The following is a 23,448-nucleotide window of genomic DNA, read 5'->3' on the forward strand; positions in this document are numbered from 1 at the left end:
CCGCCGGCCGGTTGACCCGCTCTGGGTTTGATGGAAACTTCTGACCTTGAAACGAGAAGAGAGTCATGGCATCAAGTCAAGGAGCGGGCAAGCCGACAGCACGTCGGTACTCGCCGGAAGACAAAGCCGCAGCGGTCCTGGTGGTGCGAACGCTGCGGGCAGAGCTCGGGACCGAGCACGGGACGGTCCGTCGGGTCGCGTCGCAGCTCGGGTTCGGAACGGAATCGGCACGGTCATGGGTCCGGCAGGCCGGCGTCGATGAAGGTCACGCCGCCGGCGTGAGTACCGCCGAGGCTTAGTGGTTGCGGGAGTTTGAACAATAAGTCCGGGAGCTGTGGCGGGGCGAACGAAATCCTGATGCGGGCCGCGCGTTTCGTCGGGGCGGAGCTCGACCGCCACCACCGGAAGTAGTTGCGTTCATCAACGCGAACAGACACGACATCGTCGAAGGCGACCGCTTGGGGTCGAGCCCATCTGCACCCTGCTGCAGGTGGCCCCGAGCACGGACTACGCCGCGAAGAACCGCGTGCCATCACGCGTGCCGACAGCGACGCCGCCCTCACACCCGAGCTGGTCACCCCGTGGGAGGCCGATCACCGGTTCTACGGTGTCCCTGAACTCTGGAAAACCGTCCGCCGCCGGTATCGCTATCGGCCGCGACCAGACGGGCAGATTGATGCAATCCGCCGGCATTGAAGGTGCGACACGTTCGAAGAGGGTGAGGACCACGCGGCCTGATCCCGCCGCGACACGACACCCGGACCTTGTTCGCCGTATCCACGGCGCCAGCGCCAAACCGGCTGTGGGAGACTGACCTGCCCTTCGTTCCGACCTGGGCCGCCGTCGCGTACGTCTGCTTCATCATCGACGCGTACTCGCGGACGATCGTCGGGTGGAGGTGCGCGTTTCTCAAGCGCAGCGAGATGATCCTCGACGCGATCGAAATGGCGATGTGGGCCGAGGCACTCGCCCTGCGGACCTTCGGTGTCACAGCGATGCGGGGAGCCAATTCACGTCGATCCGGTACGGCGAACGCCTTGCTGAGATAGGCGCCACCTCGTCGATCGGGACTGTTGGCGATTCACATGACAACGCTCTGGCCGAGACGGTGAACCGTTACTACAAGGCCGAGCTCGTTCGACGTCCAGCACGCCCGGGACCTTGGAAAACCGTCGAGGACCTCGAGCTAGCGACGCTCGGATGGGTCCACTGGCACAACACGCAGCGCATTCACGGCTACCCCGGCGATGTTCCGCCTGCGGAGTTCGAGCGGAGGTTCCATGCTGGGCACACCGACCGCCATCAGCTGGTCGAAGTCACATAACCCGAGTCTCCATCAAACCCAGAGCGGTTCAATCGCGACGACCTTCGATAATTTGGAACCGCCTTCGACAATCTCCTGAGTGCACGCTTGATGGCCGACTCGATTGAGCGCATGATGCCGCTATGAAGAGCCAACATGTAAGCCGAGTCATCAGCGCGCCCCCGCATGTCGTCTACGACTATGCGTCGAACATCGAGAACCTTCCCGCATGGGCTGAGGGACTTGCACAGAGCGAAGTAGTCAGGAATGGCGACACGCTGTTCGTGGAATCACCGATGGGTCGGGTGGAGGTCCGCTTCGGCGAACAAAACCGCTTCGGCGTCCTCGACCACGATGTGACGTTGCCGTCCGGGACCGTGGTCACAAACCCTGTTCGGGTGCTAGCGCACCCGGATGGGGCTGAAGTGGTCTTCACGGTCCGCCAGATCGAGCTCGACGACGAACAATTCGCCAGGGATATCACCCTGGTCGAAGCCGATCTAGAGCGACTTGATCGCCAGCTTGGTCAGCAGTCCTAGCCATCGGGCTGCTGTCAACGCTACTTTCACCGAAGAATCTCCCGACGAGACCGACGACAGGAACCGCGTCCGCACCGCTGCCGACACGACACCTGCGAGCCGGCCGCTCAGGCAGAACGCATTCGAGTAAGACGACGGCGCGGACAACTCGCGGTCAGGAGCCCCCGTTGCAGGTCAGTGTATCCGAACAAGGCTGATAGCTAGTTTGCCTAGCTTTACGGGTCGTGAGTTAAGTGCGTACAGTGGACCTCAGGTCAAGAAACGGCCACTACAGCTTTTTGCACGAAGGACGACTACATGTCCGTTTCACCCGTGACCGACGCCGCTGAGGCTACTGATGCAGCCTACGGCTCCCCATCTATGTGCCCGCAGACAACAGATCTAGCGAACCCGGCGGATCCGGCTCCGACTTCCGGAGCGACGAGGGCGGCTCATGCGCCTGATCCGGCATCCGTCGCTGAGGAAGTCATCGGCTCCGTCGTCGCTCTCACCGTCGCCGCTTCAGCCGCAAGCGAGACCTCATCCGAGTCACCTGATGACGACCTCCACGGCGTCGACGGCGTTGATGGTGTCGACGGTATTGCGTCTTCCTCGGATCGCATCGAGGGCCTTTCGGACTCGGAGCTCGAGGGCTGGTCTCGGCCGGCCAGCGAAGCGCCGGACGTCATCCCGTTCCACCTGGGCGAGGCCAGCGACCGTCAGCTACGCCGGTGGAGTAATGACCTGTTCAAGCAACTGAACAGGGACTCGCCGTCCTTCATGATCGTTGATGACTACACACGAGTCATCGAGGAAATCGAACGCCGTGATGCCGACGCGGCTTCCAGCGCGAACCCGCCGGAGTTCCGGCAGAAGTTCCGGGACAATGCTCTGGGCCGACGGTTCGAACTCTTCCGCGACGGTGTGCTTGCCGGCTATATCGCCTACTCCATGCGGGCAGGGGTGCTGCGCCTGAAGCGAACGGTCGTTTCGGAGCCGTTCGAGCATCAGGGCGTTGAGGGCATCCTGATCCATCAGGTCTTACTCACCGCCCACCGGCGCCGCCTCGCAGCTATCGCGTATTGCCAGAAAGCCCAGGACTTCCTCCAGCTCAACCCCCAGTACAAGCAACTCGTCCACACCTGAACCGACCCGCGCAACACTGCGGACAACCTTCAAAATGCCACCACCGAAGACGGAGCAGGCGACACTGCCAGACACTCCGGGACGTTCAGCTCGTCCCAGGTGAGGGCAGTGACCAGGATCAATCCCATCGTCGCCCGCCCGTACCCGCCAGTCAGGTGCCACTGGGAGCGCCGATGCCGTCGTGGTGGTAGGGCGATCAATGGCACGCGTCCGATCCGCCACAGTGATGACGGGGAATGGTGTCGGAGGACTTTGCTACTGTCCTTTTCTGAGGTCCGGGTTAAGACGCTAGCCCGAGGCAAGTCCGTTGAATGGGTTTCATGACCATGACCATTTCCGAAGAATCGGCGGCACCCCATCCCGGGGACACAGGTATCGACTCCTTCATCGACTGTCCGACCGGGACGGTCGAATACTATTTCGGGTCACCGACGTTCCAGTGGTCCGATGAGCTGTTCCGGATCCACGGCTACGAACGCGGCGACATCGTTCCCACCCTCGAGCTCGGTCTGGGTCTCGCGCACATCGAAGCCGTCGTCAGGGACGGAATCGAGGCGTTCTGGGACCGCGTATCCACGACCAAGGGCCCCGCCTCAGCGTATGTATCCCTGCGGTCGCTGGATGGCAAGATCCACAAGATCCTGATGAGCGCCGACCTCATCCTCGACGGCGACACCCCCGTCGGGGTGTGGGGGCTCGTCGTCGACCTCACACGGTCCATCCACGCCGACCGGCACCAGCTCGCGAACGAAGCCGTCGCCGCGTCAACACTCAGCCTGGTAGTCATCGAACAAGCCAAGGGCATCCTCATGAGCCGGCACGGGATCAGTGCGCTGGAAGCCTTCCAACGCATCAGCTGCTACAGCCAGAACGTCAACCGCAAAGTCGAGCCACGACGTTCGAACGCGCCTGAACTCAGACCGGCGACGAGCGTGAGGACACCCTCCTGACCAGCGCTTCGGCCGTCGTCGGGCTCGCATCCCTTCCCCTGATCGGGATCGCCACGCCGGCCATCGGCTTCGGCGCCGAGACGCCCATGGTCATGACACTGCTGATGGGCGCGCTATTCGTCATTGGAGTCGGTTCGTCTGCGGTCCTCAATCACCGCAATTGAGTACAGCTGCTTCTCCCCCTGCCACCCGCGAAAGAACGTTCCCGGTCTACTGTGTGGGTATCGACGACCGTGCACACCGTACGGCTGGAAACGAAGGGCACCCATCATGCTGCAGGGCTTCAAGGACTTCATCATGCGGGGCAATGTCATCGAACTGGCGATCGCGGTCGTCATCGGGGGTGCGTTCACCGCACTTGTCGGCGCTTTCTCGACCTTTATCATCAACCCGGTCATCGCCTCGGCCGGCGGCGTCGATGCCGCCGGTCTCGGCTTCGAAATCAGGCCCGGCAACGCAGCAACATTCGTCGACTTCGGCAGCCTGATCACCGCGGCCATCACCTTCCTCATCACAGCAGCAGTGGTGTACTTCGTGTTCGTCGTTCCGATGAACCACGCAGCGGCACGCGTGAGGGCTCGAGCGGAAGTCCGAGAGCCGGCAGCCGAACCAGTCCCAATGGACGTCGCCCTGCTCACCGAAATGCGTGACCTGCTCCAGCGCATCGACTCACGCAGCGGTCGCCTCTGAAACGGCAACACTGTGGCTTTACCACCATCGAAGCTCGGGCCCGCTTACTCGAGGTCACCACATACCAGCACCATCGGGGATGCCCCATCGCCTCGCCTGAAGCATCACCGCCTCACGTGAAAGGTGGCATCTTCTCGATAGGAGCTCGCATTATCCGGTTCGTTGTCGCCGCGGTGTCCGTAGTGATCGGCGTTTTGATTTCTGCTGGAGGAGGGGTTCCCACCGATGTGGTGGGCGCTCCGGTCTCCTGAGTCTTGATCATCGCCGGCGAGGTTCGCTTCTCCTTAAGGAGCAGCAGGTAGCCTCACGAAAGCGCTCTCGACCGACTGTCACGACCCTTGACGGCCTTCCTGTGGTGAAGGTCCTCCGTGGTACAGGGAGCCGAAGGCCAGCATGTCGAGACTCACTGTGTGCAGGTTCGTCGCCAGCGGGTCTTCCACCTCGGACCCTGACGGGTAGCCGACCCAGTTCCTACTGCCCACGAGGAACGCCTTCTGGGCCAGACTCAGGGCGTTGTACGCGTCGTTGCCGGGGAACCTCGTGTCCTCCACCAGCCGGCTCAACAGCTCGCGCGTGCCCACCATTCGACGCTCCGTACCCTGTCCGTCCATGAGGGCATACGTCCATTCGTGTCCCCCGCCGAACAGCTTCTTGGGCGTGCGTGCGATCGCTCTGATCCAGCGTTCCCGATACGTCATGCCGACCTCGTGTCTCCTCCGTCGCCCCTCACGCCACTGTACGAGATGTCCTTCTCATTCTCAGGAACCCCTGACTGCCACATCACCCCTGGACGGTGCGCGACAGGGACATCGTCCTATGTGCGACCCGTGCTGAGGGTGTGCCCCGACGCCATCGTTCGGACGAGGAGCAGAACCCGTCGCAACCCCGCGGAACACCAACAGGACTTCCGCACATGGCTCCTGCCACACTCCTGGCCGAGGTTGGACGTTGCACAAGCCACGGATGCCGAAGATGTCCTTCTCCACTGTGCAGGAGGCGGAGCGCCTCCCCTCGCACAGCAGTAGCCCCGTTAGACGCCGCCCCACCGACACCCGGTAGGCCGACCCTGCACGCAACCCCTCCAGCACTGCGTGCAGGAAGTCAGCCATGATGCGGTGAACACACAGTCACCACGGTCACCGAAGGTGGCACCGATCAACTCGGGCGTCTATCGCGGGGCGGACGATCAATTCCATGATCACCACGTAGTGCGCCTATGCCGGGGCAGCAGTGACAGACGATCCTCGCCCTGTCGAGCTCTACGTGACCTCGCGGCGCGGTTGCACGCTGTCCTGCTGCTCAGTGAAGCTTGATAGCCGGAACGAGCGTGTGACGCAGACGCGTCACACCACATGCTTGAGGAGGTTCAGGTGGACTCTTATACCGAACGATTGGGGAGGCCTCTGGAGCACACCACAGCCGTCGACCTCCAGTTGGCCATCTTCGACACCGTTGAGCAGGCTCGTGGCCTGTCCGTTCGCGAGGCACGTGAGATCTTCGCCGAAGAGCTTTCCGCCAGGAAGATCACCCCGCCCAGCGGCTTATGGATTGATGCTGCCATGACGTCCGCCGCGCTCGGCAACCACTACATCATCAGTAACGAAGCCCGCTGGGGAGCCGAAATAGCGCTCGAGCACCGGGAACAAGAGAACGGTCCACGCCAGGAACGACGCGCGTAGATAGCGTAGATAGCACTGTCGCCTCGCCGGTCGAGCTCGATCCAAAGCAGCACGATCCCCCCCCAACCAGCTGCGACCCCGAGTCCGTTCGACTCCCGCTTCCCACGCGCGGTGGAGATCACCCTCGAGGGATTCCTCGACGACGTCGACTCCTTCCTGCAGGAAGGCGGACTTGACCACCGGAACTACGACGGCACTACCCTCCGCGACCACCTCCGCGCCCTCACCCAGAACGGACTCGACCCCCGCCCCCGGAAACTCGACGCCATGAAGAACCAGCCGCACCAGCACACCCGTCACCACGGCGAGCACCGACTCCACAGGGACCACCCTGCGGGTGGGAGCGCAGCCTTCCTCATCCACTCGTACTCCCGCCGCCGCGCGTCGTCCGTGACCTGGCCGGCGCCGGGGCGTGGTGTCCATGGGGCATCGACCTGCTGCCGGACGCACCGTGGAGAGAGTCCATGTACTGCTGGAGTGCGGCCTGGGGTATGAGATACGAGCGGCCTACGCGCACGCTGTACAGCGCTCCGGACTACACCAATCTGTACACCGTCATCTTCGACACCCTCATGCTCAGCGCAATCTCCCCCACCGTCGGTGTCCCGTCGCGGACACCGAACCCGACCCTGTACCGCTCGATCGACTCCTCCGTCAGCTCCCCCAGGGTGGACAGGCCGAGCATCTCCAGGATCCTGTAGGCATGGCCTTCGATGGCACAAATCGGCACCTGCAGCCTTCCTGTGATGCTGACGCACGTCTCGCCGCGGATGACCATCAGCGCAATCAGTTCCTGCCGATCGGTCAGCAGACGCTGCACCGGCGAAGGGCCGCGCTCCTCGTCATCGGCACTGGTCATGGTCATGGTCATGGTCATCAGTGAATGGTCAAGAACTGCGAAAGGCGATGGTGCGAGCATGGTGAGAACTCCAGCGGAAGGGACAGGGCATGGTGCCGACGTACAGGAAGGCCGCCCTTCCTCAGTCTCGCGGCGTGCCTCGGGCACTAGCAAGATCCTCTTCAGGACGCGTCTGGAAGAGGACATGAGACCGGACCGGACCGGACCGGTGCTGCGGTGACCGGTCCGGGGCAGGTGAGGTCTGGTCAGGGCTGCTCGCTGCTCCTGACGAAGCTCACTCCGAACGGTGGTGCCGTCCGTGACGTCGGAGGCCCACGGCACGCCGAGGGCGAAGAATAGGCCACCTCCTCGCCCTCGCGGCCGAGCAGACCCCGCACCCGGAGACTGCTCACCGCCGCTCGCCCATCGTCCAGGTCCAGGTCCAGGTCCAGGTGTGACAACGTGGCCACCTCGGTCAGGGTCACCGAACGCCCCTGATCGATGATGGCCGGCAGCATCTCGTCCTGCATTCTCGCCCTCCTGGTGGTCGTGCACATCGCTGTCCGCCGGCCCTCGTTCGGATCGTCGTCACGGTCGCCCCAGGCATGGGGCTCGGAGCGCGCAGCAGCGCAACGGCGCCGGAGCACCCATCGGGTCTGTAGGCTTTCCCTCATGCACGATGCCCTTGGTCCCGCGACGCTCGACGCCGCAACGAGCGGACTGGTCGGAGCACCTGGAGGCGTGCAGCGAGTCGCGAGCCCCCGCAGTTCCGGCCGTACGGCACCAGAAGTGACGACAACTGCTGTCGACGGCGTGCCAGGCGTTCTGGCGCGTCCGGGAGGCACTCCGGCGGTCCTCGAGCAGTTGACGGATCTCGGGGCGCAGCTCTTCGGCCCTGATCGCGCCGTACCCTGCGGGCTCATGTTCAGGCGTCAGGGCGAGCAGGCGCTCTTCCTCAGCGTCTCCCCCGTGGTATTGGCGCTCTACGCCGCCCTCAACGCGCAGCATGCGGCGGACGCCGGGCCCGCTCCCCTGGCCCTCGAGGCGCTGGGCCCGCAGGTGGCCGACGACACGAGCGATCCGACCTATCCCCCGTTCTTCGCGGTGACGGCGGCGGTTGGATTCCTCTCGATTCTCAGCATTCCCCTCGCCCTCGACGGCGGGGACCGAGCGGCTCTGAACTTCTACGCTCGCCCCGCCGCATTCTTCACCCCGGAGCGCCAGCACATTGCGGCCGTCTTCGCGGAGCAGGCCGGCGCGACCGCGCGGACGCACATCCGGCTGAACGCCAGCGAGAAGCTCACGGACGACCTGCAGGCAGCCATGCGGTCCCGGACGGGCATCGACATCGCGATCGGGATCATCGTCGCCCAGAACCGCTGCTCGCAGGACGAGGCCTTCGGCATCCTCAAGCGCGCCTCGATGGCCCGCAACATCAAGCTGAAGGACCTCGCGGCGGGCATCATCACCCAGGCCGGCGGAGCCGGGACCCGCACGCATTTCGGTACCTGATGCGCCTCGTGGCAGCAGTGCCGGACGGCGACGGGTGCAGGATGCAGCCGTTCCACCACCGGCGTCGTCCGCGCCTCTCCCCCACCCCACGGAACGGGACCGGATGACCGGACCCTTGAACTCGGAGACCCCATGAGCAGCCAGGTGCAGATCACCACGACCACCCGCGCGTTGTCCGAGGCGAACCTGGAGCTGTCGCAGCTCTGGATGCGGTACTACGCGATCGGCGGAGCCGTCTCGGGGTATGAGGTCGAGGCGTATCTCGGTGGGCTGCTGATCCTGCCCGGACCGGAACGGGATCTTCTCGCTGACGCCATGAACGAGCTGCTCGAGCAGACCTCCGTTCTGACGCGGGTACCGCAGAGCGGGGCGCAGTCCGACGGCGGCTCGGAACAGGACCCGAGAAAGGCCCTGGGAGCGGCGGCCGCCTTCCTGTTCACGGACGGCGAGGCAGAACAGGAGCGCCTCGACGCCGTCACCCGCACCCACCTGCTGGACACCGCTTCGGAGCAGCGATTCGACCGGTACACCGCCCGGGTGCGGACGCACCTCGGGGTGCGCTCCTCGATCATCGCCCTGATCGACGACCACAGGATGTTCCTGAAGTCCGTCCTCGGACCGATCGAGCAGAACCTGCCCCGGGAGATCACCTTCTGCAATGCGACGATCCGGAATGCAGGGCCGCTGATCATCCCGGACTCCCTGAAGGACGCACGCTTCGCCTCGAACCCCCTGGTGCTCGGGGAACCCCGCATCCGCTTCTACGCGGGCTATCCCCTGCGCGGCCAGGGCGGATGGACCGTGGGCACCCTCTGCGCGATCGACCAAGCGCCACGAGACTTCAGCGCCGCGGACGAGCGGTTCCTGCAGGATGTGGCTCTCGCGGTCGAGGCCGAGATCACCCGCTGAGACGCTCGATGCGGCAGGACCCATTGCGTCGGCAGGGCGCACGCAGAAGCTCCCGTCCCGCGGGAGGCGGGTGACGGGAGCTCCGGGTCGCGCGGGCGGCGACTACGCCAGGAGCGTCGGCTTCAGCTGCTGCAGACGGCCGAGGAGCCCGTTGACGAACTTGGGCGACTCGTCGGTGGAAAGCATCTTGGCGAGCTCGACCGCCTCGCTCACGGCGACGCCGTCCGGGACGTCGTCGTTGTAGAGCAGTTCCCAGCTCCCGATCCGGAGGATCATGAGGTCGACGGCGGGCATCCGGTCGAGCGTCCAGCCCTGGGAGTACGTGCTCAGGAACTCGTCGATCTGCTCCTGGTGCTCCAGGACGCCCTCGACGACATCGACGGTGTAGTCGGCGATGACCATGTCGGTCTTCTCCCGGCGGGCGCGGATGACCTCCAGGGCCGGCATCTCACGCTGCGTCGACTCGAACAGGATGTCCAGCGCCCGGCGTCGCGCCTTGCTGCGTGCGCTCACTCGTTGACGCGTCCCAGGTACTCGCCCGTGCGGGTGTCGACCTTGACCTTGGTGCCGTTGCCGAGGAAGAGGGGGACCTGGATCTCGTGGCCGGTCTCGACGGTGGCCGGCTTGGTGCCGCCGGTGGAGCGGTCACCCTGCAGCCCGGGCTCCGTGTAGGTGATCTCGAGCGTGACCGAGGCCGGGAGCTCGACGTAGAGGGGCGAACCCTCGTGCATGGCGATCGTGGCCATCTGGCTCTCCAGCATGAAGTTGGCCGCGTTGCCGACCGTCTTGCCCGGGACCGTGATCTGGTCGTAGTCCGTGGTGTCCATGAAGACGAAGTCCTCGCCGTCCTTGTACAGGTACTGGTAATCGCGGCGGTCCACGGTGGCCGTCTCGATCTTCAGGCCGGCGTTGAAGGTCTTGTCGACGACCTTCCCCGAGAGGATGTTGCGGAGCTTGGTGCGGACGAAGGCGCCACCCTTGCCGGGCTTGACGTGCTGGAATTCGAGGACGTTCCAGAGGTTGCCCTCGAGCTTCAGCACAGTGCCGTTCTTGATGTCGTTCGTGGTCGCCACAGATTCACTTTCGTCGGTTTCGGACGTGTCGTCGTCGGACACGGGAGCGGATGGGCCGGCCGAGGCGCAGCGGGCGCGCCGGAGCGCGCCGAAAGTCCGTGGCCCAGTCTACCCTGTGCACGCGGACCGGCTGCTAGGGACCCGGCAGCCCGTGGAACGGCCGGGGCCCGGTCAGGAGGCGATCTCCTGGTACGCCGCGAAGAGGAGCGACGTGTCCGGGACCTCGAGCATGCCGGGACGTCCGACGCCGTCGAGCACCACGAAGCGGAGCAGGTCGCCGCGCGACTTCTTGTCCCGGCGCATCCCGTCCAGCAGGGCGGCCCAGCGGTCCCGCCGGTAGGTGACGGGCAGCCCGAGGGATTCGAGGACGCTGCGGTGGCGGTCGGCGTCTGCATCGCTCAGCCGCCCCACCATGCGGGAGAGTTCGGCCGCGAAGACGAGCCCCACGGACACCGCGGCCCCGTGGCGCCAGGAGTACCGTTCCGCCAGTTCGATGGCGTGCCCGAGCGTGTGCCCGTAGTTGAGGTACTCGCGCCGGCCGGATTCGCGGAGGTCCTCGGAGACCACCTCCGCCTTGACCCGGATGGACCGCTCGACGAGTTCACGGAGCACCGGTGAGCCGGCGTCCGTCGCCGCAGCGGTGTCACCCTCGATCAACTCGAGGATCGCCGGATCCGCGATGAAGCCGCACTTCACCACCTCGGCGAGACCCGTGACGACCTCGTTCCTGGGCAGGGTCCCCAGGGCGTCGAGGTCCACGAGAACGCCCGCGGGGGGATGGAACGCACCCACGAGGTTCTTGCCCTCGGCCGTGTTGATCCCCGTCTTGCCACCCACGGCGGCGTCGACCATGCCCAGCAGGCTCGTGGGTAGGTGGACCACCCTGACGCCCCGCAGCCAGGTCGCGGCGACGAAGCCGCCCAGGTCCGTCACGGCGCCGCCACCCACGGTGACCACCGCGTCCGAGCGTGTGAAGTCGTTCTGTCCGAGGACCTGCCAGCAGAAGGCGGCCACCTGGATGTGCTTGCCTTCCTCGGCGTCCGGGATCTCCGCGGTGACCGCGGTGAATCCGGCCTCCGCCAGCTCGTCGCGGACCGTGTCCCCCGTGGCCCGCAGGGCGCGCGGGTGGATCACCAGGACGCGGCGCACCCGCTCACCGAGGATCTCCGGGAGGCGTCCGAGCAGTCCGCGTCCCACGACGACGTCGTAGGTGCTCTCGCTGGTGCTTCCGGTGACCGGGATGATGGTCGCGTCGTCAGGGGCCATGGGGGTGGAGTCCGATCTCGTAGTTCTGGTCCGGGGCGGGCGTGTCGTCAGGCCCGTCGTGCTGGTCGTTCTCGACGTGCGGCAGGGCACCGGTCCGTTTCGTCGGCTTCGTCGCCGCGGCAGGCGGATGCGACAGTGGTCGGCCGACATCGAGGGGAAGGCTTTTCAGAACGGCGTCGGTCGTCGCGCGGACCGACAGGCCACGGCAGTCGACGACGACGTCGGCGACGTCCTGGTACACCGGCCTGCGGGCGAGGTACAGCTCCTGCCACCGCTCGGCAGGCCGGCCGGCAAGCAGGGGGCGCGCAGCGTCCCCCTCGATCCGCGGGAGGACGGTGGCGAGATCGGTGTCCAGGAACACGACGACGGCGTCAGCGAGGAGCTCCCGCGTCCTGTCGTGCAGCACCGCACCGCCGCCCAGGGACACGACCGCGCCGGGCACCAGTGACTCTGCCACCACCTCGGCTTCCAGGGAGCGGAAGCCCTGCTCGCCGTCGCGCTCGAAGATCCTGGCGATACTGCCGTGGCGCGAGACGATCACGCGATCGGTGTCGACGAACCGCGCGCCCGTGCGCAGCGCCAGCACCCGACCCACCGTCGATTTGCCCACGGCCATGGGACCCACGAGCACCACAGGCCGGTCCAGCTGCATCAGGCCTGCGCGGAGCCCAGGAACTCCGGGATGTTCTCGAGGTACGTGCGGAGGTTCCGCCTGGTCTCCTCGAGGGAGTCGCCGCCGAACTTCTCGGTGACCGCTTCGGCGAGGACCAGGGCCGTCATGGCCTCGGCGACGACGCCGGCCGCGGGCACGGCGCAGACATCCGACCGCTGGTGGTGGGCACGGGCGGCGGCACCCGTGCTGACGTCCACGGTGCGCAGGGCACGCGGCACGGTCGCGATGGGCTTCATGGCAGCGCGGACGCGCAGGATGTCCCCGATACTCATGCCGCCCTCGATCCCGCCGGCGCGGTTGCTGGCACGCACGATCTTGCCGTCGTCGTCGCGGATGATCTCGTCATGGGCGGCGGTCCCGCGGCGCGCCGCGGTCTCGAAGCCGTCGCCGACCTCGACGCCCTTGATCGCCTGGATGCCCATGAGGGCCGCAGCGAGCCGTGCGTCGAGTCGCCGGTCCCAGTGCACGTAGCTGCCGAGGCCGGGCGGGAGGCCGTAGGCCACCACTTCGACGACACCGCCGAGGGTCTCGCCCTCCTTGTGGGCCGCGTCGACCTCGGCCACCATGGCGTCCGAGGTGTCGCGGTGGAAGCAGCGCAGCGGGTCGGTGTCGAGGGCGATGACATCGCTCGGCCTCGGCAACGGGGCGTCCTCGGGCACGGACACCGAGGCGATGGACACCGTGTGGCTGACGAGGCGGATGCCGAGGCCCTCGAGGAACTTCACGGCGACGGCGCCGAGCGCCACGCGTGTGGCGGTCTCGCGGGCGCTGGCCCGTTCGAGCACGGGGCGCGCCTCGTCGAAGCCGTACTTCTGCATCCCGGTGAAGTCGGCGTGTCCGGGCCGCGGCCGCGTGAGGGGTGCGTTGCGCGCGGAATCGGCGAGCTCGGCGGCGTCCTCCTCGCTCAATGGATCGGCGGACATGATCTTGTCCCACTTGGGCCACTCGGTGTTCGCGACCTCGATGGCCACGGGACCGCCCTGGGTCACACCATGGCGCACCCCGCCGATGATCCGGACCTGGTCCTGCTCGAACTTCATCCGGGCGCCGCGGCCGTAGCCGAGCCTGCGCCGGGCCAGGGACTCCTGGATGTCGGTACTCGTGATACCCACCCCGGCGGGCATCCCCTCGATGATCCCGACCACGGCGGGGCCGTGCGATTCTCCTGCCGTCAGCCAACGCAACATGGCTCCCATACTGCCATGCAGCAGGGCGGTGATCAGCGTCGGGTCACGCCGACCGCGTCACACATCACGCCGAGCACCGCGGCGCGGTCCTGCGCCACCTCGGGGAAGAACAGGCGCACCTGCTCCACCGCCTGATGCAGCAGCATGTCGAGGCCGGGGACGATGGTCCCGCCGGCCCGCTCCCACGCGTCGGCGAGCACGCTCGGCCAGGGGTCGTAGGCGACGTCGAGCAGTGTCGCCTGCGTGCGGAAGCGCTCATCGGCGGCGAGTTCCCTGCCGAGGTCGTCGGCCGCCCGCGGCGGGAGGGTCGAGAGGACGACGTCGGCCGACCGCACGCGCTCCCCCGCGCTGTCCCACGACTGGAGGGAGACGTCGATCCCGAGGGCCGAGCCGATCCGCAGCAGGTCTGCGGCGGCGCCGGGGCGCCGGACCAGCACCGTGACGGCGCGCGCTCCGAGCCCGGCCAGACCTGCCACCGCCGCGGCGGCCGTGCCGCCACCTCCGAGGATCACGCCGCGCGCAGGATCGACGACGCCCGCTGCGGCCAGCGCATGAGAGATACCGGCGACGTCCGTGTTGTGCGCCTGCAGGCGGGCATCACCGCCTGCGTGCTCGACCACGAGGGTGTTCGCGACGCCGAGGACTTCGACGAGCTCCGAGACGCCGTCGGCCAGCCGTGCGATGCCGGGCTTGAGCGGCATGGTGACGGACAGTCCCCGCCAGCCCGGCGTGCTCCGTACGTCGGTGACGAAACCGGTGAGGGCCGACTCCGGCACGTCGATGGCGCTGTAGTCGCAGTCGACGCCGATGAGGCGATAGGCAGCCGCGTGCAGCACGGGCGACTTCGAGTGACCGATCGGCGAACCGATCACGGCGGCGCGCAGATCAGGCGCCGCCGATCCGTCCCGAACCACCTACTCGCATCGCCCGGGGTTGTCCCCGCACCAGGCGTCGTACTCGGCGACGTACCGGAGGTGCTCCGCGTAGGTCTCGGAGAACTTCGTCTCGGCCGTATCGAGGTTGACGGTCACCCAGAAGTAGAACGGCACGTCGGCGGGATTGACCGTGGCGTCGATCGCCTCGTCGCTCGGCGAGCCGATCGGACCCTTCGGGAGCCCGGGATTGGCGAAGGTGTTGTAGGGATTGCTGGTGTCAGCCTTCTCCTCGGGACTCAGCTGGTAGGTCCGCTTCCCGAGTCCGTAGGCCACCGTGGCGTCGGACTGCAGGAGCCCGTTCGTCTCGGTGTTCCCCGGGGTGAGGCGGTTGTTGATGGACCCGGCGACGGTCGCGTAGTCGCCCTCGCCGGCTTCCGCCTGCACGATGCTCGCGATGGTCAGGATCCGGTACTGCTCGCTCGGATCGGTGACGCCGTCCTGCGCAAGGCGGTCGGTGGTCGCCTGGACCATCTCCGCCACGATCTCGGTGGCGGTGGCCTCGACGTCGAAGCGGTACTCACCCGGGTGCAGGTACCCCTCCAGGGACAGCGCCTCGGGCGGCAGCCCGAACTCCGTGGGCTCTGCCGCCAAAGCGTCGAACTCGGCCCGCGGGATCCCCGTGGACGTGCTGAGAATGTCGAACACCTCACCCTGGCGCAGGTCGCGGGCGACAGCGGCGTAGGAGACGAGGGATGGATCCTCTCCGAGGAGTGCCTCTGCGGCATCGGCGGCCGGCATCTGGAGCCGCATCTCGTACTCGCCGGGCTGCACCTCGCGGCCCTCCGAGATGCCACCGAGCGCGTCGATGAAGGTCTGGGAGTCCGCGACGATGTCCGCGCTCTCGAGTCCGGTACCGATCGCCAGCGCGCCGGCGCCTTCGGGAACGGTGAAGACGGTCGTCTCACCGCCCGGCCCGGGATAGTCCGTCACCTCGTTCAGGCCGATCGCGTCCCGGAGCATCAGCGCCGCAGCGTACACCGTTCCCGCGAAGAGCATGAGGACCACGAGCAGGACGACCGTCCGGCGGAGACGCCGCCGCTGCTTGGCCTTCGAGGCCGGCCGGCGAGGGCTGCGCCGGGGCGCCTCCTGGGCCGCGAAGAACTCCTCGACGGGTTCGGGGTGCGCGTAGTCGGCGTCGTCGTACGCCTCCGCGTGCTGGTCCGGGGTGTCCTGGGGCGTGGAGGGGTTGTGGGTCCGATGGTTCACGACTCCTGGTCCCTCCTGCTCGGCGTGCTGTGCTTGATAACTGGCTCCTCCGTAGGGGTCAGCAACGGGTCCTGAGCGCCCGGTGCGTCACGCACAGGAACCGGATCCCCCACGTCCCGTCCACGTGAACGTTGCATGTCGATGGCGTGCTGGAGAATTTCGACGGCCGCCACCTGATCCACTACCTTACGATGCTCCCGGCTGCTCAGACCAGCGGAATGTAGCGATCGGTGCGCGGATACGGTACTGAGCCGCTCGTCGACCAGCCGTACCGGTAACGGATGGGACTGCCGGGATAGTTCCCCCACGAGCAGGTCGGCGTACGTCCTCGCCATCTCCGCGGAGGCACCCTCCCTGCCGGACATGTTCTTCGGCAGCCCCACGATGACCTGCACGGCGCCCCGCTCGATCGCCTCGCGCACCACGATCCGGATGTCGCTGTTCCTGCGGGGGTCCCGCTTCATGGTGCGGACGGGCGTGGCGAGCAGGCCGTCCCGGTCCGACGCCGCAAGCCCGACGCGGACCTGCCCGACGTCGACCCCCAGCTTGGGCCCACGGGGGTACGGGGGTACGGACGGGCCGGCCTCCGCTCCCCCGTCGCCCTCGGACACCGGAACGGTCAGCGCTCGGCGACCGCGGAGCGGATCGCCGAGAGCGCATCGGGGATGCGTGCGGCGTCGGATCCGCCGCCCTGCGCGACGTCGTCCTTGCCGCCACCGCCGCCCCCGAGGATCTTCGCGGCGGTGCGGACGAGGGCACCCGCCTTCACGCCGGCGGCCCGGGCCGCTTCATTGGTCGCCACGAGGACGAGCGGGCGGTCCTGGGAGACACCCGTGGCGGCGACGACGGCGGGTTCGGAACCGAGCCGGCCCCGCAGGTCCAGCACGAGGGTGCGGAGCTCGTCCGCGCCACCGATCGAGCCCGCATCGTGGGCGATCAGGCGGACGCCGTCGACGTCGACCGCCGTGTCGACGAGCGATCCCGCGGCCGCGGCGAGCTGTTCCTTCCGCAGGCGGTCCAGCTCCTTCTCCGCGGTCTTGAGCTTGGACAGCGTGGCGGAGAGCCGCTCGGGCAGCTGCGCGGAGGGGACCTTGAGCATGTCGGACAGCTCGGAGACCAGGGCGCGTTCGGCGGCCAGATGGCGGAAGGCGTCGAGCCCCACGAGGGCCTCGACGCGCCGGTTCCCCGAGCCGACGGACTGCTCGCCGAGCAGGGTCAGGCTGCCGATGAGCGACGTCGAGGCGACGTGGGTACCGCCGCACAGTTCCCGGGAGAACTCGGCATTCATCTCGACGACCCTCACCGTGTCCCCGTACGCCTCGCCGAACAGCGCCGTTGCACCGAGCGCCTTCGCGTCGGCGAGGGACATGATCTTCGTCTCCACCTCGTAGTTGTTGCGGATCGCGATGTTCGAGACCTCCTCGATCTCCGAGCGGGCGGCGGCACTGATGCCCTCGCCCCAGGAGAAGTCGAAACGGAGGTAACCGGCCTTGTTGAAGGATCCGCGCTGGAGCGCCTCGGGGCCGAGGATTTCGTGGAGTGCCGCGTGGACGATGTGCGTCCCCGAGTGGGCCTGCTCGCCCGCGTGGCGGCGCTGCCGGTCGACGGCGGCCGTGACGGTGGCGCCCTGCGCGATCTCACCCTCGCGGACCACCGCGCGGTGGACGCTCAGGCCCTTGACCGGGCGCTGGACGTCGAGGACCTCGACCACGAAGCCGTCGCCCGTGATGAGCCCGACGTCCGCCGCCTGGCCGCCTGCTTCCGCGTAGAAGGGCGTCTGGTCCAGGACCACCTCGATCTCGTCGCCCTGCAGGGCGCTGGGGATCGACTGTCCCTTGTCGAGGACCGCGACGACGAGGGCCTCGGTGGTCAGCTCGTCATAGCCCGTGAAGACGGTCTGACCCCGTCCGAGGAGTTCGGTGAAGACGGAGAGGTCGGCGTGGCCGGCCTTCTTGCCCCGGGCATCCGCCTGCGCCCGTTGGCGCTGCTCGAGCATGAGGGAGCGGAAGCCGTCGGCGTCGACGGCGAGGCCGGCCTCCTCCGCCATCTCCAGCGTGAGGTCGATCGGGAAGCCGTAGGTGTCGTGGAGCGTGAAGGCTTCCTCGCCCGAGAGCTGGCGCTGCTCGGCGAGCGATTCGCGCACGGCGTCCTCGAGACGCGCGGTCCCGGAGGCGATGGTGCGCAGGAAGGCCTTCTCCTCGGCGTAGGCGATGCGGCTGATGCGCTCGAAATCGCTCTCGACCTCCGGGTACACACCCTTCATCGCGTCACGCGATGCGGGGAGCAGTTCGGGGAGGCAGGCCTTCTCGACGCCGAGGAGCCGCATGGCACGCACGGCGCGACGGATGAGGCGGCGCAGCACGTATCCGCGTCCCTCGTTCGAGGGTGACACGCCGTCGGCGATGAGCATCAGTGAGGAGCGGATGTGGTCGGCGACCACCCGCATCCGGACGTCGTCGGTGTGGTGGGGGTCCTCGGGTGACTCGGCGCTCGTGTAGGCCCTGCCGCTCAGCGCTGCGGCCCGGTCGAGGACGGGGCGCACCTGGTCGGTCTCGTACATGTTCTCGACGCCCTGCAGGATCATGGCGAGCCGCTCGAGGCCGAGACCGGTGTCGATGTTCTTCTTGGGGAGCTCGCCGAGGATCTCGAAGTCGTCCTTGCCCGTGCCCTCGCCACGCTGGTACTGCATGAACACGAGGTTCCAGATCTCGACGTACCGGGTGTCGTCGGCCTCCGGGCCGCCGTCGATCCCGTACTCGGGGCCGCGGTCGTAGAAGATCTCCGAGCAGGGGCCGGCGGGGCCGGGTTGCCCGGTGGACCAGTAGTTGTCCTTCTTGCCCATCTTCTGGATGCGATCGGCGGGGACGCCGATGCTGTCGCGCCAGATGCCCAGCGCTTCCTCGTCCTCGTGGTAGACGGTGATCCAGAGCTTCTCCGCGGGCAGACCGAAGCCGCCGTCGGCGACGTCGCTGGTCAGCAGGTTCCAGGCCATGCGGATGGCCTCGGCCTTGAAGTAGTCGCCGAAGGAGAAGTTGCCGCACATCTGGAAGAAGGTGCCATGGCGTGCGGTCTTCCCGACCTCCTCGATGTCTCCCGTGCGGATGCACTTCTGCACGCTGGTCGCACGGTCGTAGGGCGCCTCCTCGCGGGCGGTGAGGTACGGGATGAAGGGCACCATGCCGGCCACGGTGAACAGGAGCGAGGGATCGGAGGAGACCAGCGAGGCCGACGGCACGACCGTGTGCCCGTTCTTCTCGAAGTAGCTCAGCCAGCGGCTGGCGATCTCGTGGGACTTCATGGGAGGAACATCCTTCGTTCAGTGGTCTGGACGCTGCCGTGGGCGCGTCCGGGCACGGGGGCCGACGCCGGTCCGTGGCTGCGGCGCCTGCGGGACATACCGCGCGCCGGAGGGTCTGCTAGCGGAGGGAGCGGCGCGAGGCGGGAGCGGCGTCGGCCTCCGGCGCAGGGGCAGCGGGGGCCGCGGGCGCCTCTACGCCGAGGGCGGCGCGGAGATCGGTCTCCCGCTCGGACATCGCGGACCGGAGGGCGTCGGTGAAATCGGCGAGGCTGTCGCTGATCTGTCCGACGGCACGGTTGAGCCCCTCGGGCCCGAGGTTCGACTTCGCCTGCGACACCTTGCGTACGGCGATGACGCCGATGGTGATACCGGCGGCCAGCCAGAAAGCTCTTCTGATCATCGTTTCTCTCCGGGGTTCGTGGGTCTAGCGGCTGCGGCGTCGGCGCGCGGGTGCGGTCCGGCCGGCGACTGCGGAGCGGACGCCGTAGGAGAACGCCGACACCTTGATGAGCGGGGAGCCGATCGTCGCGGCGATGAGCGACGACAGCGCGGAGATGTTGGCCGAGGCGTCGGAGACGTTCGAGGTGATGCCGTCGACGGTCTTGAGCTGCTGGTGCGTGGTGCTCACGGTGCTGGTGACTTCCTCGATGAGCGGCGTCGTCCCGTCGGTGACGGTCCGGATCGCCGTGCGCAGCTCGTCGAGGACCCGCCCGAGCTTCCAGATCGGTACGGCCAGCAGCAGGACCAGGACGGCGAACACGCCAGCAGCTATCAGGCCCGCAATATCTCCACCTGACATGGGCGGTCTCCTTTACGCAGGGGTGCACCGCCTCCATGGGCGGGCGTGGGAATTCTTGGCTCCTAGTACCTTACAGAACGAAGAGCCCGCGGCGTGTGCCGCGGGCTCTTGGTCCACACTCCTCGCAGATGCCGGCTGGTTCGCAGCCGGTACCGGGCGACTAGCGTGCGTAGTACTCGACGACGAGCTGCTCTTCGCAGGTCACGGGGACCTCGGAGCGCTTCGGGCGACGCACGAGGCGCGCCTGGAGCTTGTCGAGCTGGACATCCAGGTAGCCGGGGACGGCGGGGAGGACGTCGCGGTGCGCACCGGCGGCGGCAACCTGCAGCGGGACCATGGTCTCGCTGCGGCTGTGCACGTGGATGAGCTGGCCTTCGGCCACGCGGAAGGACGGGCGGTCCACGCGGGCGCCGTCGACCATGATGTGGCGGTGCACGATCAGCTGGCGGGCCTGTGCGCTCGTCCGGGCGAAGCCGGCGCGGAGCACGAGGGCATCGAGACGCATCTCGAGCAGCTCGATCAGGTTCTCACCGGTCAGGCCTGCGGTGCGGCGCGCTTCCTCGAAGATGCGGGCCATCTGCGCTTCGCGGATGTTGTACTGGGCGCGGAGTCGCTGCTTTTCGCGCAGGCGGACGGCGTAGTCGCTGTCCTGCTTGCGACGCGCGCGGCCGTGCTGGCCCGGCGCGTAGGGCCGACGCTCGAGGTACTTCTCGGCCTTGGGGGTCAGAGCAATGCCGAGGGCCCGCGAGATGCGGACCTTGCGGCGGGCACGTGTGTTGTTAGCCACGTTCACCTTTCGATTTTTGCGGCGAAGAAGCGGAGTGAGCCACGGGGGCGTCCGCACTTCCTGGTGTCGCTGGCCTCCACTTGCGGAGAGCCGGGATTGGCCGCTTCCCGGTACTACAGTCCGCCGCGACCCTGGCCGCCCGCGCACACACCATCAGCGGAACTGCCGGGATGCGAGGGGAGGCTGGTACACGACGACTTGCCAGTCAGCGTCCAATGGTACCAGCGCCACGGGGCGGGTCCGAATCACGAGGACCCGGACGGATCGGCCGGGCCCGGGCCTATTTCCCGCGGATGATGCGGCGCAGCTTCGACACCCTCGACGCGATGTCGCGCTCGACACCACGGTCCGTCGGCTCGTAGTAGTCCCGACCCACGAGGTCGTCCGGTGCGTACTGCTGGAGGGCGATCCCGTGGGGCTCGTCATGGGAGTACACGTAGCCCTTGCCGTGCCCCAGCTGGGACGCGCCGGGGTAGTGCGCGTCCCTGAGGTGCGCGGGGATGCCCTGCCCCCGCCCGGCCCGGACGTCGGCAATGGCGGCATTGATGCCGTTGTAGGCGGCGTTGGACTTGGGCGCCGTCGCGATGTGCACCACCGCTTCCGCGAGGATGATCCGCGCCTCGGGCATCCCGACGAGCTGGACGGCCTGCGCGGCCGCGACGGCGGTCTGCAGCGCCGTCGGATCGGCCATCCCCACGTCCTCGGCGGCGGAGATCATGAGCCGGCGCGCGATGAACCGCGGGTCCTCCCCCGCCTCGAGCATCTTCGCGACATAGTGCAGGGCTGCGTCGACGTCGGACCCGCGGAGCGACTTGATGAACGCGCTGGCGACGTCGTAGTGCTGGTCCCCTGCGCGGTCGTAGCGCAGGGCTGCGACGTCCACCGCCTTCTCGGCGTGCTCGAGCGTGACCAGGACGGGGAGGACCGACCCGTCGCTGCCGCCCCCGTCGCCGTCCTCCCCGTCGTCCGCTTCGTCCGCACCGGGTCGTCCCGCGGAGGGGTCACCCTGCGCCTCGGGTCGTGCTCGTTGCTCGGGTTGCTCCGACTGCGCGACGCCGGCGGCCGCCTCCAGGGCTGTCAGCCCGCGCCGGGCATCGCCCGCAGCAAGGCGGACGAGGTGTTCGAGTGCCTCCTCCGACAGTTCGACGGACCCGGCGAGGCCGCGCTCGTCGGTCACGGCGCGCTCCAGGAGGCCCCTGACGTCGGCTTCGTCGAGCGGCCTGAGGGTCTGGAGCAGGGATCGGGACAACAGGGGCGAGACCACCGAGAAGGAGGGGTTCTCGGTGGTCGCGGCGATCAGCACCACCCAGCCGTTCTCCACGCCCGGCAGCAGCGCATCCTGCTGGGCCTTGTTGAACCTGTGGATCTCGTCGAGGAACAGCACGGTGGTCTGCCGGTACAGGTCACGGGTGGTCAGGGCTTCATCCATGACGCGGCGGACGTCCTTGACGCCGGCGGTGATGGCGGACAGTTCCACGAACGTCCGGCCCTGGCCGCGGGCGATCACGTGCGCCAGTGTGGTCTTGCCCGTGCCGGGAGGGCCCCAGAGGATCACCGACGACGGCGCCGCATGCGCACCCGGATCGTGCTCACCCGCGAGTGTGCGCAGCGGGGCGCCGCGACCGAGCAGGTGCTGCTGGCCGACCACCTCGTCGAGCGTGCGCGGGCGCATGCGCACCGCGAGCGGACTGCGCGGGCGTGCGGAGCCGGAGGGCCTCGCGCCCCGAGCGCCACGGACGGCGGAACCGTCCGCTCCGTCGTCGTCGGAAGCCGCGCTGAATAGATCGTCCACGACGTCAACGTTACTGTGGGCCACTGACCCCCCGAGCACCACCCGGACCCGCCGGGCGCGTGTCCGCGCGGCGCCGCCGCACCGCCGTCACCGGTCCCTCCGCTCCTGCGGAGAGCCTGACGGCACGCGGCCGAACGGAAGGTGATCATGCCCACGACCAGATCGGTGCTCGTCGAGCCTGCCCGTCTGCCCGGCTGGCTCGCCCGCTTCGAGGAACGGAACGGCGCCTACGCCATCGAGCCCGGCACGACGGCGGACCACGGCGTCGGCCTCGTCGCCGCCAACGGCTGCAGGGCACGGCTGACCCCCCCGCTGCCCGGACCCGGCACCGTGGGAGGTGCGCCCGCGCCGGTGCACCGCGAGGCCCTGCTCGCAGCGGTGCTGCCGGACGCCGAGCAGGCGCACACGGTCGGTCTGGTGCTCGTGCGCCGCGGCGGGTACTCCGTAGGAGTGGCGCGCGGCGGGCAGATCGTGTCCTCGAAGACCGGTACACGGTACGTCCAGGGCCGCACGGCGGCCGGCGGGTGGTCGCAGCAACGCTTCGCACGCCGCCGGGCGAACCAGGCGGATGCGCTCGTCGAGGAGACGGCCGTGCGGGCGGCGGCGCTCTTCCGTGCCGACCCGCCGTCGTGCCTGCAGCTCGGCGGGGACAGGACGCTCGCGGCCGCCGTCCTGGCGGAACCGGTCCTGGCGCTCGTCGCCGATCTGCCGCGGGTGCCCTTCCTGACCGTGCCGGATCCCCGCTTCGTGGTGCTGAAGGACGCGGCCCGGACGGCTCTCGCCGTGCGCATCGCCGTGACGGATCCTCCGGCCGGGACTCCGGACGCCAGCAGCACGGACCCCGGAGCCTGAACCCTCGGGCAGTTCTTCGCAGCGTGCGGCCTGCG

The 23,448-nt window shown here is 68.0% G+C and carries 24 protein-coding genes, 1 pseudogene and 1 other annotated feature; of the genes and pseudogenes, 9 read left to right on the top strand and 16 right to left on the bottom strand.

Features of this window, described 5'->3' with window-relative positions:
- Positions 1-65: 65 nt before the first annotated feature.
- From ASF21_RS11855 to mscL, 5 genes and pseudogenes are all read left to right on the top strand, one after another.
- A pseudogene (locus ASF21_RS11855) lies at positions 66-1,324 on the top strand (IS3 family transposase).
- Positions 366-499 (top strand) — a sequence feature (AL1L pseudoknot). It overlaps the preceding pseudogene by 134 nt.
- Before the next feature lie 122 nt (positions 1,325-1,446).
- On the top strand, positions 1,447-1,842 hold the full coding sequence (locus ASF21_RS11860; RefSeq protein ID WP_055771346.1) for an SRPBCC family protein: 396 nt from the start codon (positions 1,447-1,449) through the stop codon (positions 1,840-1,842).
- Positions 1,843-2,139: 297 nt separating this feature from the next.
- A complete protein-coding gene (locus tag ASF21_RS11865; protein ID WP_055771349.1) occupies positions 2,140-2,967 on the top strand; it encodes a GNAT family N-acetyltransferase in 828 nt (275 codons plus the stop codon).
- A gap of 320 nt (positions 2,968-3,287) precedes the next feature.
- Positions 3,288-3,917, top strand: a complete 630-nt coding sequence (locus tag ASF21_RS11870) for an ANTAR domain-containing protein (protein WP_235498952.1) — start codon at positions 3,288-3,290, stop codon at positions 3,915-3,917.
- Positions 3,918-4,187: 270 nt separating this feature from the next.
- The gene (mscL, locus tag ASF21_RS11875) at positions 4,188-4,607 is read left to right on the top strand and encodes a large conductance mechanosensitive channel protein MscL (protein ID WP_055771352.1); all 420 of its coding nucleotides are present in this window, start codon (positions 4,188-4,190) and stop codon (positions 4,605-4,607) included.
- Positions 4,608-4,936: 329 nt separating this feature from the next.
- Here mscL and ASF21_RS11880 read toward each other — a convergent pair whose 3' ends face one another.
- Positions 4,937-5,305: a hypothetical protein gene (locus tag ASF21_RS11880; RefSeq protein WP_055771355.1), complete on the bottom strand. Its 369-nt coding sequence runs from the start codon at positions 5,303-5,305 to the stop codon at positions 4,937-4,939.
- Between the two features lie 672 nt (positions 5,306-5,977).
- On the opposite strand from ASF21_RS11880, the gene ASF21_RS11885 reads away from it, so the two are divergent.
- Positions 5,978-6,286: a hypothetical protein gene (locus tag ASF21_RS11885; protein WP_157365890.1), complete on the top strand. Its 309-nt coding sequence runs from the start codon at positions 5,978-5,980 to the stop codon at positions 6,284-6,286.
- A 535-nt stretch (positions 6,287-6,821) separates the two neighbouring features.
- On the opposite strand, the gene ASF21_RS11890 is transcribed toward ASF21_RS11885, so the two are convergent.
- Together ASF21_RS11890 and ASF21_RS11895 are read right to left on the bottom strand one after the other, a co-directional pair.
- Positions 6,822-7,205, bottom strand: coding sequence for a hypothetical protein (locus ASF21_RS11890; RefSeq protein WP_157365891.1), 384 nt, complete (start codon positions 7,203-7,205; stop codon positions 6,822-6,824).
- Between the two features lie 185 nt (positions 7,206-7,390).
- The gene (locus ASF21_RS11895) at positions 7,391-7,654 is read right to left on the bottom strand and encodes a hypothetical protein (RefSeq protein WP_055771363.1); all 264 of its coding nucleotides are present in this window, start codon (positions 7,652-7,654) and stop codon (positions 7,391-7,393) included.
- Positions 7,655-7,913: 259 nt separating this feature from the next.
- Between ASF21_RS11895 and ASF21_RS16555 the strand changes: the two genes are divergently transcribed.
- Complete coding sequence (locus ASF21_RS16555) at positions 7,914-8,636, top strand: GAF and ANTAR domain-containing protein (RefSeq protein ID WP_162237548.1); 723 nt, start codon at positions 7,914-7,916, stop codon at positions 8,634-8,636.
- Positions 8,637-8,768: 132 nt separating this feature from the next.
- Positions 8,769-9,545 (top strand): GAF domain-containing protein, encoded by a 777-nt coding sequence (locus ASF21_RS11905; RefSeq protein ID WP_055771370.1) that lies wholly within the window; start codon positions 8,769-8,771, stop codon positions 9,543-9,545.
- A gap of 102 nt (positions 9,546-9,647) precedes the next feature.
- Here the strand turns inward: ASF21_RS11905 and nusB are convergent, their stop codons facing one another.
- From nusB to ASF21_RS11970, 13 genes are all read right to left on the bottom strand, one after another.
- Positions 9,648-10,058 (bottom strand): transcription antitermination factor NusB, encoded by a 411-nt coding sequence (gene nusB, locus ASF21_RS11910; RefSeq protein WP_055771373.1) that lies wholly within the window; start codon positions 10,056-10,058, stop codon positions 9,648-9,650.
- Positions 10,055-10,618, bottom strand: a complete 564-nt coding sequence (gene efp / locus ASF21_RS11915) for an elongation factor P (RefSeq protein WP_055771376.1) — start codon at positions 10,616-10,618, stop codon at positions 10,055-10,057. Before efp ends, nusB begins: the two co-directional genes overlap by 4 nt.
- A gap of 171 nt (positions 10,619-10,789) precedes the next feature.
- Positions 10,790-11,884 (bottom strand): 3-dehydroquinate synthase, encoded by a 1,095-nt coding sequence (gene aroB, locus ASF21_RS11920; protein WP_055771378.1) that lies wholly within the window; start codon positions 11,882-11,884, stop codon positions 10,790-10,792.
- A complete protein-coding gene (locus tag ASF21_RS11925; RefSeq protein ID WP_082471516.1) occupies positions 11,874-12,536 on the bottom strand; it encodes a shikimate kinase in 663 nt (220 codons plus the stop codon). The genes aroB and ASF21_RS11925 overlap by 11 nt, the downstream gene beginning before the upstream one ends.
- Complete coding sequence (gene aroC, locus ASF21_RS11930) at positions 12,536-13,744, bottom strand: chorismate synthase (RefSeq protein WP_055771382.1); 1,209 nt, start codon at positions 13,742-13,744, stop codon at positions 12,536-12,538. Before aroC ends, ASF21_RS11925 begins: the two co-directional genes overlap by 1 nt.
- 32 nt (positions 13,745-13,776) lie before the next feature.
- Positions 13,777-14,658 carry a shikimate dehydrogenase gene (locus ASF21_RS11935; RefSeq protein ID WP_055771385.1) on the bottom strand — a complete coding sequence of 294 codons (882 nt, stop codon included), beginning with the start codon at positions 14,656-14,658 and terminating at the stop codon, positions 13,777-13,779.
- Positions 14,659-15,885 (bottom strand): endolytic transglycosylase MltG, encoded by a 1,227-nt coding sequence (locus ASF21_RS11940; RefSeq protein WP_055771390.1) that lies wholly within the window; start codon positions 15,883-15,885, stop codon positions 14,659-14,661.
- Entirely contained in the window at positions 15,882-16,496 is a 615-nt protein-coding gene (gene ruvX, locus ASF21_RS11945) for a Holliday junction resolvase RuvX (RefSeq protein WP_055771393.1), read from the bottom strand. The genes ASF21_RS11940 and ruvX overlap by 4 nt, the downstream gene beginning before the upstream one ends.
- 8 nt (positions 16,497-16,504) lie before the next feature.
- Positions 16,505-19,183, bottom strand: coding sequence for an alanine--tRNA ligase (gene alaS / locus ASF21_RS11950; RefSeq protein ID WP_055771396.1), 2,679 nt, complete (start codon positions 19,181-19,183; stop codon positions 16,505-16,507).
- A gap of 118 nt (positions 19,184-19,301) precedes the next feature.
- Positions 19,302-19,583 (bottom strand): DUF6167 family protein, encoded by a 282-nt coding sequence (locus ASF21_RS11955; RefSeq protein WP_055771399.1) that lies wholly within the window; start codon positions 19,581-19,583, stop codon positions 19,302-19,304.
- A gap of 24 nt (positions 19,584-19,607) precedes the next feature.
- On the bottom strand, positions 19,608-19,982 hold the full coding sequence (locus ASF21_RS11960; protein WP_055771402.1) for a DUF948 domain-containing protein: 375 nt from the start codon (positions 19,980-19,982) through the stop codon (positions 19,608-19,610).
- 160 nt (positions 19,983-20,142) lie between these two features.
- On the bottom strand, positions 20,143-20,769 hold the full coding sequence (rpsD, locus tag ASF21_RS11965) for a 30S ribosomal protein S4 (protein WP_055771608.1): 627 nt from the start codon (positions 20,767-20,769) through the stop codon (positions 20,143-20,145).
- Positions 20,770-21,049: 280 nt separating this feature from the next.
- Positions 21,050-22,561, bottom strand: coding sequence for a replication-associated recombination protein A (locus tag ASF21_RS11970; protein WP_055771405.1), 1,512 nt, complete (start codon positions 22,559-22,561; stop codon positions 21,050-21,052).
- A gap of 147 nt (positions 22,562-22,708) precedes the next feature.
- Between ASF21_RS11970 and ASF21_RS16925 the strand changes: the two genes are divergently transcribed.
- A complete protein-coding gene (locus ASF21_RS16925) occupies positions 22,709-23,413 on the top strand; it encodes an acVLRF1 family peptidyl-tRNA hydrolase (protein WP_055771408.1) in 705 nt (234 codons plus the stop codon).
- Positions 23,414-23,448: the final 35 nt, after the last annotated feature.

Origin of the sequence: Arthrobacter sp. Leaf234, from assembly GCF_001422665.1 — a bacterium.
Lineage (GTDB): Bacteria > Actinomycetota > Actinomycetes > Actinomycetales > Micrococcaceae > Arthrobacter_D.

What these genes read in the sequence shown, in the direction of transcription:
- aroC (WP_055771382.1), bottom strand. Translation starts at nt 13,744, where the DNA reads ATGTTGCGTTGGCTGACGGCAGGAGAATCGCACGGCCCCGCCGTGGTC.
- aroB (WP_055771378.1), bottom strand. Translation starts at nt 11,884, where the DNA reads ATGGCCCCTGACGACGCGACCATCATCCCGGTCACCGGAAGCACCAGC.
- ASF21_RS11870 (WP_235498952.1), top strand. Translation starts at nt 3,288, where the DNA reads ATGACCATGACCATTTCCGAAGAATCGGCGGCACCCCATCCCGGGGAC.
- ASF21_RS11955 (WP_055771399.1), bottom strand. Translation starts at nt 19,583, where the DNA reads ATGATCAGAAGAGCTTTCTGGCTGGCCGCCGGTATCACCATCGGCGTC.
- ASF21_RS11960 (WP_055771402.1), bottom strand. Translation starts at nt 19,982, where the DNA reads ATGTCAGGTGGAGATATTGCGGGCCTGATAGCTGCTGGCGTGTTCGCC.
- ASF21_RS11895 (WP_055771363.1), bottom strand. Translation starts at nt 7,654, where the DNA reads ATGCAGGACGAGATGCTGCCGGCCATCATCGATCAGGGGCGTTCGGTG.
- ASF21_RS11880 (WP_055771355.1), bottom strand. Translation starts at nt 5,305, where the DNA reads ATGACGTATCGGGAACGCTGGATCAGAGCGATCGCACGCACGCCCAAG.
- ASF21_RS11890 (WP_157365891.1), bottom strand. Translation starts at nt 7,205, where the DNA reads ATGCTCGCACCATCGCCTTTCGCAGTTCTTGACCATTCACTGATGACC.
- ASF21_RS11860 (WP_055771346.1), top strand. Translation starts at nt 1,447, where the DNA reads ATGAAGAGCCAACATGTAAGCCGAGTCATCAGCGCGCCCCCGCATGTC.
- ASF21_RS16925 (WP_055771408.1), top strand. Translation starts at nt 22,709, where the DNA reads ATGCCCACGACCAGATCGGTGCTCGTCGAGCCTGCCCGTCTGCCCGGC.
- ASF21_RS11925 (WP_082471516.1), bottom strand. Translation starts at nt 12,536, where the DNA reads ATGCAGCTGGACCGGCCTGTGGTGCTCGTGGGTCCCATGGCCGTGGGC.
- alaS (WP_055771396.1), bottom strand. Translation starts at nt 19,183, where the DNA reads ATGAAGTCCCACGAGATCGCCAGCCGCTGGCTGAGCTACTTCGAGAAG.
- ASF21_RS11905 (WP_055771370.1), top strand. Translation starts at nt 8,769, where the DNA reads ATGAGCAGCCAGGTGCAGATCACCACGACCACCCGCGCGTTGTCCGAG.
- mscL (WP_055771352.1), top strand. Translation starts at nt 4,188, where the DNA reads ATGCTGCAGGGCTTCAAGGACTTCATCATGCGGGGCAATGTCATCGAA.
- ASF21_RS11865 (WP_055771349.1), top strand. Translation starts at nt 2,140, where the DNA reads ATGTCCGTTTCACCCGTGACCGACGCCGCTGAGGCTACTGATGCAGCC.